General features: G+C 46.0%; 13 protein-coding genes. 9 read left to right on the top strand and 4 right to left on the bottom strand.

Annotation, left to right across the window (positions count from 1 at the left end; genetic code table 11):
• Positions 1 to 751: 751 nt before the first annotated feature.
• Positions 752 to 3,034 carry a formate C-acetyltransferase gene (gene pflB / locus Q4Q46_RS12915; RefSeq protein ID WP_311906134.1) on the top strand — a complete coding sequence of 761 codons (2,283 nt, stop codon included), beginning with the start codon at positions 752 to 754 and terminating at the stop codon, positions 3,032 to 3,034.
• Positions 3,035 to 3,097: 63 nt separating this feature from the next.
• On the top strand, positions 3,098 to 3,838 hold the full coding sequence (gene pflA / locus Q4Q46_RS12910) for a pyruvate formate lyase 1-activating protein (protein WP_063884797.1): 741 nt from the start codon (positions 3,098 to 3,100) through the stop codon (positions 3,836 to 3,838).
• A gap of 44 nt (positions 3,839 to 3,882) precedes the next feature.
• Here pflA and yfbV read toward each other — a convergent pair whose 3' ends face one another.
• Positions 3,883 to 4,326 carry a terminus macrodomain insulation protein YfbV gene (gene yfbV / locus Q4Q46_RS12905; RefSeq protein ID WP_086010619.1) on the bottom strand — a complete coding sequence of 148 codons (444 nt, stop codon included), beginning with the start codon at positions 4,324 to 4,326 and terminating at the stop codon, positions 3,883 to 3,885.
• A 141-nt stretch (positions 4,327 to 4,467) separates the two neighbouring features.
• On the opposite strand from yfbV, the gene ackA reads away from it, so the two are divergent.
• The 4 genes from ackA to Q4Q46_RS12885 all read left to right on the top strand — a co-directional run bounded on the left by ackA (position 4,468) and on the right by Q4Q46_RS12885 (position 9,701).
• Positions 4,468 to 5,667 (top strand): acetate kinase, encoded by a 1,200-nt coding sequence (gene ackA, locus Q4Q46_RS12900; RefSeq protein WP_311906133.1) that lies wholly within the window; start codon positions 4,468 to 4,470, stop codon positions 5,665 to 5,667.
• Positions 5,668 to 5,779: 112 nt separating this feature from the next.
• Entirely contained in the window at positions 5,780 to 7,933 is a 2,154-nt protein-coding gene (pta, locus tag Q4Q46_RS12895) for a phosphate acetyltransferase (RefSeq protein ID WP_311906132.1), read from the top strand.
• Between the two features lie 481 nt (positions 7,934 to 8,414).
• Complete coding sequence (locus tag Q4Q46_RS12890; protein WP_106650890.1) at positions 8,415 to 8,849, top strand: nuclear transport factor 2 family protein; 435 nt, start codon at positions 8,415 to 8,417, stop codon at positions 8,847 to 8,849.
• 627 nt (positions 8,850 to 9,476) lie between these two features.
• Positions 9,477 to 9,701 (top strand): hypothetical protein, encoded by a 225-nt coding sequence (locus Q4Q46_RS12885; protein ID WP_311898254.1) that lies wholly within the window; start codon positions 9,477 to 9,479, stop codon positions 9,699 to 9,701.
• Positions 9,702 to 9,914: 213 nt separating this feature from the next.
• Here the strand turns inward: Q4Q46_RS12885 and Q4Q46_RS12880 are convergent, their stop codons facing one another.
• Both Q4Q46_RS12880 and Q4Q46_RS12875 read right to left on the bottom strand, forming a co-directional pair.
• Positions 9,915 to 10,832 carry a class I SAM-dependent methyltransferase gene (locus tag Q4Q46_RS12880; RefSeq protein ID WP_311906131.1) on the bottom strand — a complete coding sequence of 306 codons (918 nt, stop codon included), beginning with the start codon at positions 10,830 to 10,832 and terminating at the stop codon, positions 9,915 to 9,917.
• Between the two features lie 6 nt (positions 10,833 to 10,838).
• Positions 10,839 to 11,948, bottom strand: coding sequence for an AI-2E family transporter (locus tag Q4Q46_RS12875; protein ID WP_107404293.1), 1,110 nt, complete (start codon positions 11,946 to 11,948; stop codon positions 10,839 to 10,841).
• 98 nt (positions 11,949 to 12,046) lie between these two features.
• On the opposite strand from Q4Q46_RS12875, the gene folX reads away from it, so the two are divergent.
• The 3 genes from folX to gltS all read left to right on the top strand — a co-directional run bounded on the left by folX (position 12,047) and on the right by gltS (position 15,142).
• Positions 12,047 to 12,409, top strand: a complete 363-nt coding sequence (gene folX / locus Q4Q46_RS12870) for a dihydroneopterin triphosphate 2'-epimerase (protein ID WP_006082167.1) — start codon at positions 12,047 to 12,049, stop codon at positions 12,407 to 12,409.
• Between the two features lie 86 nt (positions 12,410 to 12,495).
• Positions 12,496 to 13,389 carry a TIGR01777 family oxidoreductase gene (locus Q4Q46_RS12865; protein ID WP_311906130.1) on the top strand — a complete coding sequence of 298 codons (894 nt, stop codon included), beginning with the start codon at positions 12,496 to 12,498 and terminating at the stop codon, positions 13,387 to 13,389.
• A gap of 529 nt (positions 13,390 to 13,918) precedes the next feature.
• On the top strand, positions 13,919 to 15,142 hold the full coding sequence (gene gltS / locus Q4Q46_RS12860) for a sodium/glutamate symporter (RefSeq protein ID WP_006082169.1): 1,224 nt from the start codon (positions 13,919 to 13,921) through the stop codon (positions 15,140 to 15,142).
• Between the two features lie 118 nt (positions 15,143 to 15,260).
• On the opposite strand, the gene lepB is transcribed toward gltS, so the two are convergent.
• A complete protein-coding gene (lepB, locus tag Q4Q46_RS12855) occupies positions 15,261 to 15,923 on the bottom strand; it encodes a signal peptidase I (protein WP_259480561.1) in 663 nt (220 codons plus the stop codon).
• Between the last annotated feature and the right edge of the window lie 38 nt (positions 15,924 to 15,961).

Raw genomic sequence — 15,961 nt, 5'->3', positions numbered from 1 at the left:
CATTTACAGTTTAGTCCAACAGCAAGTAACAAGTTGCCTGCATCATAGCAAACTACTGTATTTAGCCACTCTTTAACCCTTCCTGAATGATTTAAGCATTGCATGCTTTATTTGATGGCGTTATGACATGCCGTCTCCTAAATCGACACTAAGTTAGCAAAGAAAAATAAATTAATACAAATAGCTAACATCAAACTTATTTTTAATATCATAACCACTGCGCCTACTGTGACAGCTCCCATTATCGAGCCGTGACTTCCACCAATCAAAATCAGCCTATACGAGGATAGATTTATCCTCGCTAAAGGTGGACAGTAAATGGGAACAATATAGGCAGGCTGATTTAAGAGATAATGGGGTTCAGATGTCACACCAACTTAAAAAGCGTGCCGTATTCCCTATTGTGGTAAAAAAATGCTACCTAGCTAGCAAATTTGGGATTAACAGAGCATAAACCAAGCCGTTTAAGATGCGATAGCGACAGACCTATGTTAATATGCTTATGGACAATTGGTCTTACCAATTATAAAGATTTATCAGTAGCCGATAATCAAAGTAAGCGAATATTTGTCATCTTATCGGGTATCAATAGACAGACTTTTGGAGTGACGAGCGCTTCAAAATCCAGTTCCCATCATAGGGCGTCATCATGAAGGGAGCTTTATTTCAGGAATTAGCTATTGGCTTATACTCAGCATCGCTTCACGCTGATCGCCAATAACCTTTATCTCAACCAGAAGGTATTAGTACGATGACCGAAAAAACTGAACTGTTTGCCAACGCATGGGAAGGCTTTACCCCTGGCGATTGGAAATCTGAAGTCAATGTACGTGACTTTATCCAACAAAACTACGCGCCTTTTGAAGGCGACGAATCATTCCTTGCCGGTGCTACCGAAGCGACCACAACCCTGTGGGATAAAGTCATGGAAGGCATCAAACAGGAAAACCGTACCCACGCGCCTGTTGATTTCGATACTAAGATGGTCTCTACCATCACTTCCCACGACGCTGGCTACATCAACAAAGAATTAGAAACTATCGTTGGCTTACAAACAGATGCGCCGCTAAAACGCGCTATGTTGCCTAACGGTGGTATCCGTATGGTGGAAAGCTCATGCGCTGCCTACGACCGTGTGCTAGATGAAGACGTTAAATACATCTATTCAGAACTGCGTAAAACCCATAACCAAGGTGTGTTCGATGTTTACACCCCAGAAATTATGGCTTGCCGTAAATCAGGTATTTTAACGGGTTTACCTGATGCTTATGGCCGTGGCCGTATCATTGGTGACTATCGCCGTGTTGCACTTTACGGTATCGATTACCTGATGAAAGATAAGTTTGCCCAATTCACTTCACTGCAAGCGCAGTTCGAAGCGGGTGAAGAATTATCAAATGTTATCCAATTACGTGAAGAAATCGCAGAGCAACACCGTGCACTAGGTCAAATGAAGAAAATGGCTGCCAAATATGGCTGCGATATTTCTCGCCCAGCGACCACTGCACAAGAAGCAATTCAATGGACTTACTTCGGTTACTTAGCCGCAGTGAAAAGCCAAAACGGCGCGGCGATGTCATTAGGCCGTACCTCTTCATTCCTCGACATCTATATTGAACGCGATCTGAAAAATGGCACCTTAACTGAGCAACAAGCTCAGGAAATGATTGACCATTTCGTGATGAAACTGCGTATGGTACGTTTCCTACGTACTCCAGAATACGATGAATTGTTCTCTGGCGACCCAATTTGGGCGACTGAGTCAATCGGCGGTATGGGCTTAGATGGCCGTACGTTAGTGACTAAATCAAGCTTCCGTTTCTTGAACACCCTTTACACTATGGGTCCAAGTCCAGAGCCAAACATCACAGTATTGTGGTCAGAAAAACTGCCAATCGGTTTCAAAAAATATTGCGCCAAAGTGTCTATCGACACTAGCTCAATCCAATACGAAAACGATGACTTAATGCGTCCAGATTTCCAATCAGACGACTATGCAATCGCCTGTTGTGTGAGCCCTATGGTTGTGGGTAAACACATGCAGTTCTTCGGTGCTCGCGCTAACTTAGCGAAAACCATGCTGTATGCGATTAACGGCGGCGTAGACGAAAAACTGAAAATCCAGATTGCCCCTAAAGCAGACATGATCACAGACGAAGTGCTCAACTTTGATGATGTGATGAATCGCTTAGACGGTTTAATGGATTGGTTAGCGACTCAATATGTCACAGCACTGAACTCAATCCACTTCATGCACGACAAGTACTCTTATGAAGCGGCGCTAATGGCACTGCACGACAGAGACGTACGTCGCACTATGGCTTGTGGTATTGCGGGTCTGTCTATCGCAGCCGACTCACTGTCTGCCATTAAATTCGCCACAGTAAAACCTGTTCGTGATGAAAACGGCATTGCAGTTGATTTCGAAATTAGCGGTGACTATCCAAAATTTGGTAACAACGACCCACGTGTTGATGATATCGCCTGTGACTTAGTTGAACGTTTTATGGCGAAAATTCGCGACCGTAAAATGTATCGCAATGCGATCCCAACTCAGTCAATTCTGACCATCACCTCAAACGTGGTTTATGGTAAGAAAACCGGTAACACACCAGATGGTCGTCGTTCAGGTGCGCCATTTGCACCGGGTGCAAACCCTATGCATGGCCGTGATGAAAAAGGCGCAATCGCTTCTTTAACCTCAGTGGCAAAACTCCCATTTGCCCACGCTCAAGATGGTATCTCTTATACCTTCTCAATCGTGCCAAATGCACTGGGTAAAGATGATGATGCTCGCCGTACCAACTTAGCGGCATTGATGGACGGATACTTCGACCACAATGACAAAAAAGAAGGTGGCCAACACTTGAACGTCAACGTGATGAACCGCGAGATGCTCGAAGATGCCGTTAAGCATCCAGACAAGTATCCACAGCTGACCATCCGTGTTTCTGGCTACGCAGTGCGCTTCAACTCACTGACGCCAGAGCAGCAACAAGATGTGATCACGCGTACATTCACCAAAGGTCTGTAAGCTAAATTAGTCAAGGCTGTAGTACACTGTGCTACAGCCTCACTTATTTTAACAGGAGTCACAATGGCAGTTATCGGTCGGATCCACTCAGTGGAATCCTTTGGCACAGTCGATGGTCCAGGCATACGGTTTATCACCTTTATGCAAGGCTGTTTAATGCGCTGCCAGTATTGCCACAACCGTGACACTTGGGATCTTGATGGCGGAAAAGAAGTTCTGGTCGATGAGTTAATGAGTCAAATCATCAGCTATCGGCCTTTTCTCGATGCCAGCAATGGTGGTGTTACGGCCAGTGGTGGTGAAGCCATTTTACAGGCAGAATTCGTCGCCGAATTATTCACAGCCTGTCAGCAAGAAGGTATTCATACCTGTTTAGATACCAATGGTTTTGTACGTAAGTACACGCCAGTGATTGATGAGTTACTCGACCACACTGACTTGGTCCTGCTCGACATCAAGCACATGGACGATGAAAAACATATTGAGTTAACCAAAGTCAGCAACCATAGAACATTGCAATTTGCGCAGTATTTGGCAGAGCGTAATCAAGCAACTTGGATACGGTATGTGGTGGTGGGCGGATTTACCGACGATGAAGCATCGGCATTACAACTGGCCGAGTTCATTAAGCCCATGAAAAACATTGAAAAGGTAGAATTACTACCCTATCACGAATTAGGTAAACACAAGTGGGAAGCCATGGGCGAAAGCTATCAACTCGATGGTATATCACCACCGAGCCGAGAAACCATGGAAAAGATCAAAGCCGTATTTGTTGGGCAAGGGATTAACGCGATTTATTAATCCACAGTAATAGAAAAGCCAACACGGATAACAGCGGCAACGGCCTAAAGTTCTTCCCAATAACTGGCATCTAAACGCTCAAAGGCTATTTTTAAAATCAGGGCCATATCGAGATAACAGGCTTTAGCGCCTAAAGTTTGGCAATTGATACCCATGGACGACAACTTCGCACTCAACTGGTTACTCCAGTCGAACAGCGTTAATGGTAATGGATGGCGCGCTCGCCAACCTAACCACAGCAGCCCCTGTAACGGTAAGCTGATGAAAAATAAACCGAGAGTGACAGCTTGGGGTAGAAATGCCCAACCGTGAATATACAGCTGGCTCATACTCACAAAAAACGCCAACACTGGCATCACCAGTATGGCAAGCTGAGTAGCTCGGACGACCCGATACTCAGGGAAATAAAAACCCAGTTGTCTAACCATAGGCCAAGTCTTCATATATTGATGACCATCACCTAAGGTTTTGAGGATCTTAATGCTCAATTTTAGACACCAACTACAATGGAATACTGCTTTTACCATAGCACAATCTGGCGAATCGCCCCAAGACTGTTATGGTAAAAACACCGCAGATCCTCATTTTTTTGAATCGTTATATTAAACACAATGGCAAAGGGTTTACACATGTCAAATAATCTGGTTTTAGTTCTCAATTGCGGTAGCTCTTCTCTCAAATTTGCCGTCATTGACGCGCAAACAGGTGACGATCAAATTTCTGGCTTAGCCGAATGTTTTGGTTTAGAAGACTCGCGCATTAAATGGAAAATCAACGGCGAAAAACATGAAGCGGCCTTAGGCGCATTTACGGCTCACCGTGAAGCTGTTGAATACATAGTTAATAAAATTCTTGCGGAACAGCCTGAATTAGCAGCAAAAATTCAAGCCGTTGGCCACCGTATCGTTCACGGCGGTGAAAAGTTCACTCGCTCAGTGATCATCGATGAGAGCGTGATCAAAGGCATCGAAGACTGTGCTTCATTAGCCCCACTGCACAATCCTGCTCACCTTATCGGCATCCGCGCGGCAATGGCCTCTTTCCCTAAATTGCCACAGGTTGCTGTATTTGATACCGCTTTCCACCAAAGCATGCCAGACAGAGCTTATGTCTACGCCCTGCCTTACAAGCTATACCGTGAACACGGTATCCGTCGTTATGGCATGCATGGTACGAGTCATTTGTTCGTTAGCCGTGAAGCGGCAAAAATGCTTAACAAGCCCATTGAAGAAACTAACGTTATCTGTGCTCACCTGGGCAACGGCGCGTCAGTCACGGCAATCAAAGGCGGCAAAAGTGTCGACACGTCTATGGGCTTAACCCCATTAGAAGGTTTGGTCATGGGCACACGTTGTGGCGATATTGACCCTTCAATCATCTATCACTTAGTTCATCAACTGGGTTACACCTTAGAAGAAGTGAATAACCTGATGAACAAGCAAAGTGGTCTGCTGGGTATTTCTGAGCTGACTAACGATTGCCGTGGCATCGAAGAAGGTTACGCCGACGGCCATAAAGGCGCGACCTTAGCCTTAGAAATTTTCTGCTACCGTTTAGCCAAATACATCGCCTCTTACACTGTGCCACTGGGCCGTTTAGATGCAGTCGTCTTCACTGGCGGCATTGGTGAAAACTCAGACTTAATCCGTGAAAAAGTGCTCAACATGCTGGAAATCTTCAATTTCCATGTCGATAGCGAACGCAACAAAGCGGCGCGTTTCGGTAAAAAAGGCATCATCACTCAAGATAAAGGCACAACTGCCATGGTGATCCCAACGAACGAAGAATGGGTTATCGCCGAAGATTCAATTAAACTGATTAACAAATAAGAATGACCTAAGCCGTTTGCTCACCCAAACGGCTTTATGCTTTACATCGCCATACTCACAAGCAAATTTGCAGAAACTATTCTGCCAAAAACCATCGAAACTAGAGGTTTTTATGTCTCGTAATATTATGTTAATCCCCATAGGTACCGGAGTCGGCCTGACCTCCTTAAGCCTTGGGATGGTACGCGCACTGGAGCGCCACGGGGTTAAAGTTCAGTTCTTTAAGCCTATTTCTCAGCTTCGTCCAAACGATAATGGCCCAGAACGCTCGACCACTATTCTGAGCAAATCGCCAACAGTAAATCCCTTAGAGCCCTTCGACATGGCCCATGCCGAAGCCTTAATTCGCGCCGACCAAATCGACGTCTTAATGGAGCAAATCATTGCCCGTGCGGCCGATTGCGCTAGCAACACAGAGACCTTAATTGTCGAAGGTCTAGTGCCAACGCGTAATCATCCCTTCGCCGATGATGTGAACTATGCCATCGCTAAAGCTATGGATGCAGACGTGATTTTTATTGCCACACCAGGCAGTGATACGGCCACAGGGCTAATGAATCGCCTCGAAATCGCCTATAACTCTTGGGGCGGAAAAAAGAATAAACGCTTAATTGGTGCTGTGATCAACAAGATTGGAGCACCCGTGGACGACGAAGGTCGCGCGCGCCCTGATCTATCTGAAGTCTTTGATCACCAAGGTGTTCAACGCTCAGATGCGGCCAGCATGTTCCAACTGCCGGGTAAAAGCCCACTGCGTATTTTAGGCAGCGTGCCCTACAACCTTGATCTTGTTGCACCACGTGCTTCAGATCTGGCGAAGCATCTAAGCGCACGCATTCTTAATGCTGGCGAAATGCATACCCGCCGCCTGCGTAAAGTGACGTTCTGTGCCCGCAGCATCCCTAATATGGTGACCCATATTAAGACTGATTCACTACTTGTGACCTCCGGCGATCGCTCAGATGTCATCGTATCTGCCTGTCTTGCGGCCATGAACGGTGTGAAAATTGGTGCCCTGTTATTAACTGGTAGCTACGAGCCAGAGCCAGAAATCCTCAAGCTGTGTGAGCAGGCCTTTGAAACGGGTTTACCTGTGTTCTTAATCGACAGCAACACTTGGCAAACCTCGCTCAACATTCAACGTTTCGACCATGAAGTACCCGTCGATGACGCGGTTCGTATCGATCTGGTGCAGGATTATGTGGCGAGCCACATCGACCAAACGTGGATTGAAAGCGTCACTAAAAACTCACCCCGTGAGCATCGCCTGTCACCACCCGCTTTCCGTTACAAACTCACGGAATTGGCACGCGCCGCCCACAAGACTGTGGTGCTGCCAGAAGGTGATGAGCCGCGTACCATTAAAGCGGCGGCCATTTGCGCCGAACGCGGTATCGCTCGCTGTGTGCTTTTAGGTAAAAAAGAAGAAATTCTGCGTATCGCTGCACAGCAAGATGTGGTGCTTGGCGAAGGCGTGATCATTATCGATCCAGAAGAGGTCCGCGACCGTTACGTAGAACCTATGTTAGATCTACGTCGCAGCAAAGGCTTAACTGAAGTCGTTGCCCGTGAACAGTTAGAAGATAACATGGTGCTCGGCACTATGATGTTGGCGCAAAACGAAGTTGACGGTATCGTATCTGGCGCGGTTAACACCACGGCCAATACCATTCGTCCACCACTGCAATTGATCAAAACGGCACCGGGCTCAAGCTTAGTTTCGTCCATCTTCTTTATGTTGATGCCAGATCAAGTGCTTGTTTACGGTGACTGCGCAATTAACCCAGATCCAAATGCGGAGCAATTAGCCGATATCGCCATCCAATCAGCGGAATCAGCAAAAGCCTTCGGTATTGAGCCAAGAGTGGCAATGATCAGCTACTCAACCGGTAACTCAGGCACAGGTTCAGATGTGGATAAAGTGCGTGAAGCGACCCGTATCGCCAAAGAAAAACGCCCAGATCTGATTATTGATGGTCCATTGCAATACGATGCGGCGGTTATGCCAAATGTTGCTCGCTCTAAGGCACCTGATAGTCCTGTCGCTGGCCAAGCCACCGTTTTCGTGTTCCCAGACCTCAATACAGGCAACACGACTTACAAGGCTGTACAGCGAAGCGCGGACCTGATCAGTATCGGTCCTATGCTGCAAGGTATGCGCAAACCTGTGAACGACTTATCTCGCGGCGCGTTAGTCGATGATATCGTCTACACTATCGCCCTAACGGCAATTCAAGCAGCACAAAACGACGCAGCTAAAGGCTAACAGCATCAAATCTGCATAGTGTTCGCACAAAAAAGCACTGGTACTTACCGGTGCTTTTTTTATGCTCAAATTTAGCTTAAGCAAGGCTATCGCACTGCGACAATGGCTCAATAGCAAAGCCAATATGGCAAAATAAGCAGACTAAATACGAGGGAAAAACGAATTAAGCGGTGTGAATAAGGTGAGTAAACGGCGAAAAATATCCACAACTGAAAGTGGAACATGGCGGAAAACTGAAAAGCGTCACTTTTTAACCAGCAGATAAAGCAAGACAATATCAGTGACTTACAAAGTATCACTGAAGTATTCAACATAGTTTTCCACAGTTTCTGTGGATAACCTTTTTATATGCCTCCTAACTATATGCCACACTCAATAGGCTTGAGTCAACGCATTTCCCAATAGATTGCAAATAACGACAAAACTTGTGCATTAAGGCTAAAATCGCGATACTCAGAACAAATTCCAATAACTAAAACTTATGCGAACTCTATTTTTTATCTCCCTGCTGTTCCTCTTTGGTTGTGGCGATCCCTCGACGGAAGATCAACGCCAGTTATCACCCGAAGAAGTGAGCTTAGGCTTTTTTAAAGCGATTTATGTTGATCGTAATGTTGAACAAGCCAAGCAATTTGTCGACGATCCCATTAAACAAGTGCTCACCCATTACCATATTGCCGCAGCCGTACAGCGTAATATGCTCGGCCTGTCGATGACCAATGTTGAAATGGAAATTGATGATATCGATATCGACTTTTTCCGTAAATTTACCAAAGACGTCATTGTTGTGGTCAAAATGAAAGGGCTTAAAGGCGGCCAGCCGTGGATTGATGACAGGACCATACGCCTCCACAAGATTGGCAGTAAATGGACTATCGTCGAGCTGATGCCAGAAAAGCGCAAAGTAAACGGTTAATTTCCCTTCTCGCTCGCCTCTTTTATTGCGCATGCCTTGTCATGCGCTCAATCCAAGTACCGATTTCAACCAAAAAAATAGCAACCCTAAGGTTGCTATTTCAATGTGCTTGTTTTGTTACGTCGGACTCATAAGTACCGTCAGTTAATCGCTATCGATTAAGCTTGGATCACTTCTTCTTCGCTTTCAGCAGGTAAAGACGTCAGTACATCGTCTTTCACTTGATAATAAGCATTTTCGTATTCATGAACTTCCATAACAACTCCTGCTTGATTGGGTAAGGTCGCAGAGGCATGTCATTCTATGCTGACATTTTGCCTATGAGGAAAGGGATATATTCCGTGGGCAGGAGTATAACAAAGCCAAAATCATAATTACAGAAAACTTTCAGTTTTGTTCGAGCGCCGGTGCCACCTAAGGCGTATTATCACTTTTAAGGCTCAAAATCTGTCCTAAAAACTGAAAGCCTTTCATTTATGGCAATGATGATTCGCCGCCCATGACGCCATTTAATGCAGCCCTATATGCACAAACGCTATTAACAGAAATCGCTTACAAACAATGAATCTAGGGAAGTGTGACGCTAGCTGCTATCAATTAAGTAATGACGCGAGTAGGAGGTAAGATATGAACGCACTTATTGAGCTTGAAGCCACTACACTAACGACATTATTTAGCCACGGCGATGTATTAGGGATCCGCATGTTTATGGAACACATGAATATGCCATTAGATGTTCAGGACAGGCTTTATGATGAAATTTCCGCCCTCAAACACTTAAACCATCATCAAGTGAGCAAAGTGATTGAAACCTTTGGAGAATCGCAGCTCTCTGAACGATTAAGCTACTGACGAAACGTTTAAGCTATTGAGTAACCATTTACTCATCAACAAGTGACTGCGTAAAAAGCTCAACACTCAAGCTAGTCTGACTGCAAGCTTGGCTTGAGTTTGCACATCCATATTTGTTGCACTTTTAGAATCAGCAATTAAATTTTCCATTTAGCTTCATTAAAAACCGACAAAAAAGGCCAGTTAATACTGGCCTGTTAAGCTAAATCAAGACTAGGTTTGAGTCGATAAACGATAACGCAGCACCTTAAGTGACTTCTCTTCAGACACATCCATAAACGCTGGCGGATTGGCTAAGCGCTCTATGTATTCGAGTGCTGGCGCCGCATCTGCGACCTGCTGGCGTAGGAAAGTGGTATCGAGCTCGGGTGCATTGAGGCAGAGTAACACTTCACCATTATCGGCAAGTAACTCAGGTAAGCGCCTGATTAAACGTACATAATCCTTAGTCGCGACAAAACTGCCCTTTTGATTGCTCGGTGGATCGGCCACAATAATGTCGTAGGGACCGAGCTTTTTCAGTTTGCCCCAAGATTTAAAAATATCATGGCCTAAAAAACGTGCTCCCGCACTAAAGCCATTCAGCAAATGATTCTGTTTACCTATGCCTAATGCGCCTTTGCTCATGTCCATATTGACCACTTCATCGGCGCCGCCTTGCAATGCCGCTACCGAGAAACCACAGGTATAGGCAAACAAATTAAGCACTTTTTTATAGCGCACATTTGCTCTCACCCACTCACGGCCGTTGGCCATATCGAGGAATAAACCGTGGTTTTGTCCGCGCATTAAATGCACCTGAAAGCGTGCGCCATTTTCACTAACAATATGCGGCTCAGGCACTTCGCCTTGCAGCACTTGAGTAAAGGTCTCGCCCGCACTGCGGTATTGGTAGACTAAATTCAGTTGGCTATCGGGACGAATGGCCTGCCAACGCGCCGCAATAGCCTGCTGGCATGTGGCTAAATCGTCATCGGCTAAGGGAGTGAAACTGGTCAGCAACAGCACTGGCGCAAACCAATCTAAACATAGGTGTTCACAACCCACGTAGTGTCCACCGCGGCCGTGGAACAACCGCACTGCATCATCACCCAATTCAATTGTCGCTAGCGCTTGTATAAAACTTTGCATCTTCTATTACTTACTCTCTGTTGTACTTGTATCGGCTTCATCGCCATCGGAACTTGAGTTTTCCGTGTTGCTGGCCACGAACTTATCTTCAACATCGTCCGATAATAAAATGGCTAACCAGTTACCACTCTTACTCGATTCAAGGGCAATTTTAACCACCATAGTCAGCGGCACCGACAGCAACATGCCGACAGAACCTAGCAACCAGCCCCAAAAAATTAACGATAAAAACACCACTAAGGTCGATAAGCCTAAGCCACGGCCCATAAATTTAGGTTCAATCATATTGCCCATCACCATGTTGGCACCGACATATAAAAGTGCAGTACCGCCAGCAGCCGCAGGACCAAGCTGAATAAAGGCTAATAACACCGCAGGAATGGCAGCGATGATAGAACCGATATTGGGAATGTAATTAAATAGGAAGGCGATCACCGCCCATAGCATGGCGTAATCCACACCAATAATGGTTAAACCGACACCGACGATAACCCCGGTCGCTAAACTCACTAGCGTCTTGATCACCATGTACTGATTAACCGATTGCAAAAAGCGGTCAATCTGCTTGAGGCGCATATCGGGATCGTCCAGCGCCAGATGCAATTTCTTTGGTAGCGATTGGGCTTCAAACAGCATAAAGACGATGGTTAAGATGATCAAAAATAAATTCGCCATCACATTGCCAACACCCGACAGCATATTAGTGGTCATAGACAAGGCCATGCCAGGGTCAAAATACGCTAATACTTGATCCTTCGAAATCTGAATATTGAAGGAATGTAACTTATTTAATATCCAAGCAAATTGCTCGACTAACTGCACCCGATATTGGGGCAATTGTTTGGAGAACTCATTGACTGAACTGCCGACAACCGAGGCTAACCAGAGGCCCATCAACACAATAAAGCCCATCAAGAGGATCACCGCAAGCCATTTAGGCACACGGAATTTTGTCATTAAACCAATCGCGGGATTACAAATCACCGCCAGAAAACTGGATAGCACAAACGGCACCACAATCGGGCTCGCCGCCTTAATCCCTGCCAAAATAATCACTACAAAGGCCATAACCGCAAAGCCACGGTAAGCAGCGGAGGGCGCATTAGGTCGCGTCATTTATTAAAAATCCTTCTTGATCTTAGATAAAATTGTTAGGCTAACCCGAGAACACACTTAACCTCAGAAACCTTAGCTTAAGATAGCCATTTGCCATTATGAAACCAGAAACCGCGATTATACGCATTAAAAACTTAAGACTTCGTACTTTTATCGGCATTAAAGAAGATGAAATTCAAAATCGCCAAGACGTGATCATCAATGTCGTGATCCATTATTGTGCCGAGCGTGCCCGTAACAGTGATAATGTTGAGGATGCACTCAATTACCGCACTATCACCAAAAAGATCATTGAGCTGATCGAGAATAACCGTTTCTCATTACTCGAAAATCTCACCAGCCAAACGCTGGCCATCGCCAGTGAGCATCCTTGGGTTGAATTTGCCAGTGTCGAAATCGACAAACCCCATGCCCTGCGCTTTGCTGATTCAGTCTCTATGGAGTTGTGTTATCAGAAATAATCTCGCTAGAAATACCCAGACTAAGTGATCGTTGCACACCGTATTTCGGTATATATCCTCAGAGCTCAACCGATAAGAGAGGTTCCATGAATATACTGATCACTGGCGCAAGCGGCTTTATTGGCCGCCAATTAGTCGAACGATTGGCGGCCCATCATCAACTGACGTTATTAACGCGCTCAGTGCAACAAACGCAGAGAATACTCGGTAATCAGCACCATTACCTTGAGAGCCTCGATGCGCTGAGCGACTTAAATCATATCGACGCCATAGTGAATCTTGCGGGCGAGCCGATCGTCGCTAAGCGCTGGAGCAAAAACCAGAAGCAGCGGATTTGTGATAGCCGTTGGGATATCACGGCAAGATTAACTCAGCTAATACAGCAGAGTAGTAATCCGCCTAAGATCATGGTGAGTGGTTCGGCAGTGGGTTATTACGGTCGACATGATGATAAATTGCTCGATGAATCCAGTGGTGCCCATGTTGAGTTTAGCCATGACATCTGCCGAAAATGGGAGCAAGAAGCGCTTAATGCAAACACTGAGCAAACCCGCGTCTGCATTATCCGTATCGGGATTGTGTTAGGAAAAGGCGGCGCATTAGAGAAAATGCTACCGCCCTTTAAGCTCGGACTCGGTGGCCCAATTGGTCATGGACGTCAAGGCATGAGCTGGATCCATGTGCAAGATCTCATCTCCCTTATCGACTTTTTACTCAGCCAAGAACATTGCAAAGGCGTATTCAACGCCACAGCCCCCAACCCAGTCAGTAACGCTGTGTTTACCAAAGCACTTGGAAAAGCACTCAATCGCCCCGCCCTTATCACGACCCCACCGCTTGCATTACGCTTGGCTATGGGTGAAATGTCGGAGCTGTTGACCGAAGGACAGTTTGTTTATCCTAAACGCGCTCTCGAAGCCGGTTTTCAGTTTCAATTCAGTGACCTCGACAATGCCTTAACCGACGTGTTAGCCAAATAGGCTAGCACGCTGATGCTAACAATCCCGCGGAATCTTGCATTAAACATCGACATATTCGGGCGCTAATGCGCACGAATTTCGGTGCTAAGGCTTGCTAGATGTTGACGTAAGCACAAGCGCCACTTTAGCAACACTAGAAAAACAATATCATAACATCATGATTTGTAATGTGATTTAGCGACAGCGCGACACTTTTCTGCTAAACTCGCCTCCATTCGGTCATAGGAGGCACGCATTAATCGCCTCAACCTTGACCACAGATAGACTCAGCAACACCTCATAAATAGACAGTTATTTATGCTCAAGAACAGGCTATTTAATCTGCTGTTCTTGGCCTGTAAACCATAAAACGATACACACTCGCGCTCACTCATCCTTTAAATTTTTATCGGATTGACACTGATCTGTCCTCGACATCAAGCGCTTAACATCCAGCATTAGCAGGTACTTAATAACAAGATGGGTGACTCCTCAATGGGCATTGTGCTCACTGAAATGCCCACACTAAGACAGTTTGTAAGGAATTTTCATGCACACGACCTATACGATTGGCGAGCTAGAATCATTTTTAATTGCCATTTTCGTGCTGTTTATCGGCCACTCCATCAATCGCCATGTACGTGTCTTTAGGCAATATAATATCCCCGAACCCATAGTAGGTGGCCTCGTTGTCGCCGCGGGTGTTGCATTTCTTCACTTTCAAAATATCAGTCTCGACTTCAGCTTATCGCTGCAAAATACCTTAATGCTGATGTTTTTCAGCACGATTGGCCTCTCGGCAAACTACAAGCTGTTACTCAGCGGTGGTAAAAAAGTCTTTATCTTTCTGGGTGTTGCCTCGATTTATATTGTTATCCAAAACGCCGTCGGCGTCAGTTTAGCTAATCTGTTAGGGCTAGACCCGATTATGGGCCTTATCGCAGGGTCAATTACCCTGTCGGGTGGCCATGGAACGGGCGTCGCTTGGTCACAAACCTTTGCGGAAAACTACGGCATCAACACTTTAGAGTTTGCTATGGCCGCTGCGACCTTTGGCTTAATCATGGGCGGGATCATAGGTGGCCCCGTTGCGCAGCGATTAATCGGTAAACATAATCTCGTTTCTCGCTATGGGATTGGTCGCAAGCATCACAGTGAACATCCGCATTTAGTGACTTACGATCAGTTAGAAGAAGATCAAGTCACAGCCAAAACCATATTAGAAACCCTGTTTGTACTGCTGCTGTGTGTTGCAGGCTCAAAATGGCTCACGCTGTGGATCAGCCAATCGGGCATAGCTTGGCTCAAAATGCCCGACTTTGTTTATGCTCTCTTCCTTGGCGTTATCATCGCCAATATCACTGAACTCACCCGCGGCTATAAGCCCCATACTGAAAGTATCGATGTCATAGGCACAGTCGCTTTGTCACTGTTCCTTTCTATGGCTTTGATGACCTTAAAGTTATGGGAAATTTTTGATTTAGCCATCCCGCTGCTCGTCATCTTACTGGTGCAAACCGCAGTACTGGCGGTGTTCGCCTATTTTGTGACGTTCAAAGTGATGGGCAGTAATTACGATGCGGCAGTGATCACCGGTGGCCACTGTGGCTTTGGTATGGGTGCAACGCCAACGGCGGTAATGAACATGGGCGCGCTCGTCTCGCGCACAGGGCCGTCGCCCCAAGCCTTTATGGTTGTGCCTATCGTCGGGGCTTTCTTTATCGACATAGTTAATTTGATTGTCTTGCAGGGCTATCTGAGCTTTATGAAGTAGTCGCTTTTGAAGAAGTTGCTTAAAGTAAAGCATTTTGAATCAACCAGCTAACAAAAGGGCGCCTCATTCGGCGCCCTTCTTTATGGAGCAACATCACGAATACTAGAATCCGCGCATGCTAAAACTCGCGCATGAGACGCTCAGGTCGAGGCAAGTAATGATCATCATAATCGAGGGAGAAAACCACTGAGCTTGAACGGCCAACAATCTCATCCCGTGGCACAAAGCCAATGACCCGAGAATCAGCGCTGTTATCTCGATTATCACCCAGCGCTAGATAATGCGCGTCTGGCACAGTGACTGGTCCAAAGTTGGCGAGCCTTGAAGGGACAGGATTAAGGCGAATACTGTGGGCCATACCGAGTAAGTTCTCCTGCATTTCTGTGACATCAGCGGGAGCATAAGGACTCAATGCTTGGGATGCGTAGCCAAGAGGTTCGCCATTCAAATACAAACGATTATCCCGCATCATCACAGTATCGCCTGGCACAGCAATCACCCGCTTAATGAGTTTTTTATCGGCCTTTTTCGAATCGAACACCACGATATCACCGCGGGCGGGATCCGCCAGTTTGACTAAGGCGATATGGGTAAATGGCACCCTAAGATCGTAGGCCATCTTGTTCACCAGAATGCGATCACCTTCGACGATAGTCGGCAGCATAGAACCCGATGGCACGGTATTCCAATCAGCCACAGCGCTCCTGAACACTAACATTAAACTGATAAACAGAAAAAAGGAGCGGTTATCCTTAAGCAGTTTGGTTATTCCTTTGAACATATATTCCCTCTCTATGGCATGTATAAGCGAGTCGCATT

The sequence above is a fragment of the Shewanella vaxholmensis genome (assembly GCF_031932135.1).
Classification (GTDB): Bacteria; Pseudomonadota; Gammaproteobacteria; order Enterobacterales; family Shewanellaceae; genus Shewanella; species Shewanella hafniensis.
The sequence above is the reverse complement of the archived record's forward strand: the minus strand, read 5'-3'. Positions and strand labels throughout refer to the sequence as shown.

What these genes read in the sequence shown, in the direction of transcription:
- pflB (WP_311906134.1), top strand. Translation starts at nt 752, where the DNA reads ATGACCGAAAAAACTGAACTGTTTGCCAACGCATGGGAAGGCTTTACC.
- pflA (WP_063884797.1), top strand. Translation starts at nt 3,098, where the DNA reads ATGGCAGTTATCGGTCGGATCCACTCAGTGGAATCCTTTGGCACAGTC.
- ackA (WP_311906133.1), top strand. Translation starts at nt 4,468, where the DNA reads ATGTCAAATAATCTGGTTTTAGTTCTCAATTGCGGTAGCTCTTCTCTC.
- pta (WP_311906132.1), top strand. Translation starts at nt 5,780, where the DNA reads ATGTCTCGTAATATTATGTTAATCCCCATAGGTACCGGAGTCGGCCTG.
- Q4Q46_RS12890 (WP_106650890.1), top strand. Translation starts at nt 8,415, where the DNA reads ATGCGAACTCTATTTTTTATCTCCCTGCTGTTCCTCTTTGGTTGTGGC.
- Q4Q46_RS12885 (WP_311898254.1), top strand. Translation starts at nt 9,477, where the DNA reads ATGAACGCACTTATTGAGCTTGAAGCCACTACACTAACGACATTATTT.
- Q4Q46_RS12880 (WP_311906131.1), bottom strand. Translation starts at nt 10,832, where the DNA reads ATGCAAAGTTTTATACAAGCGCTAGCGACAATTGAATTGGGTGATGAT.
- Q4Q46_RS12875 (WP_107404293.1), bottom strand. Translation starts at nt 11,948, where the DNA reads ATGACGCGACCTAATGCGCCCTCCGCTGCTTACCGTGGCTTTGCGGTT.
- folX (WP_006082167.1), top strand. Translation starts at nt 12,047, where the DNA reads ATGAAACCAGAAACCGCGATTATACGCATTAAAAACTTAAGACTTCGT.
- Q4Q46_RS12865 (WP_311906130.1), top strand. Translation starts at nt 12,496, where the DNA reads ATGAATATACTGATCACTGGCGCAAGCGGCTTTATTGGCCGCCAATTA.
- gltS (WP_006082169.1), top strand. Translation starts at nt 13,919, where the DNA reads ATGCACACGACCTATACGATTGGCGAGCTAGAATCATTTTTAATTGCC.
- lepB (WP_259480561.1), bottom strand. Translation starts at nt 15,923, where the DNA reads ATGTTCAAAGGAATAACCAAACTGCTTAAGGATAACCGCTCCTTTTTT.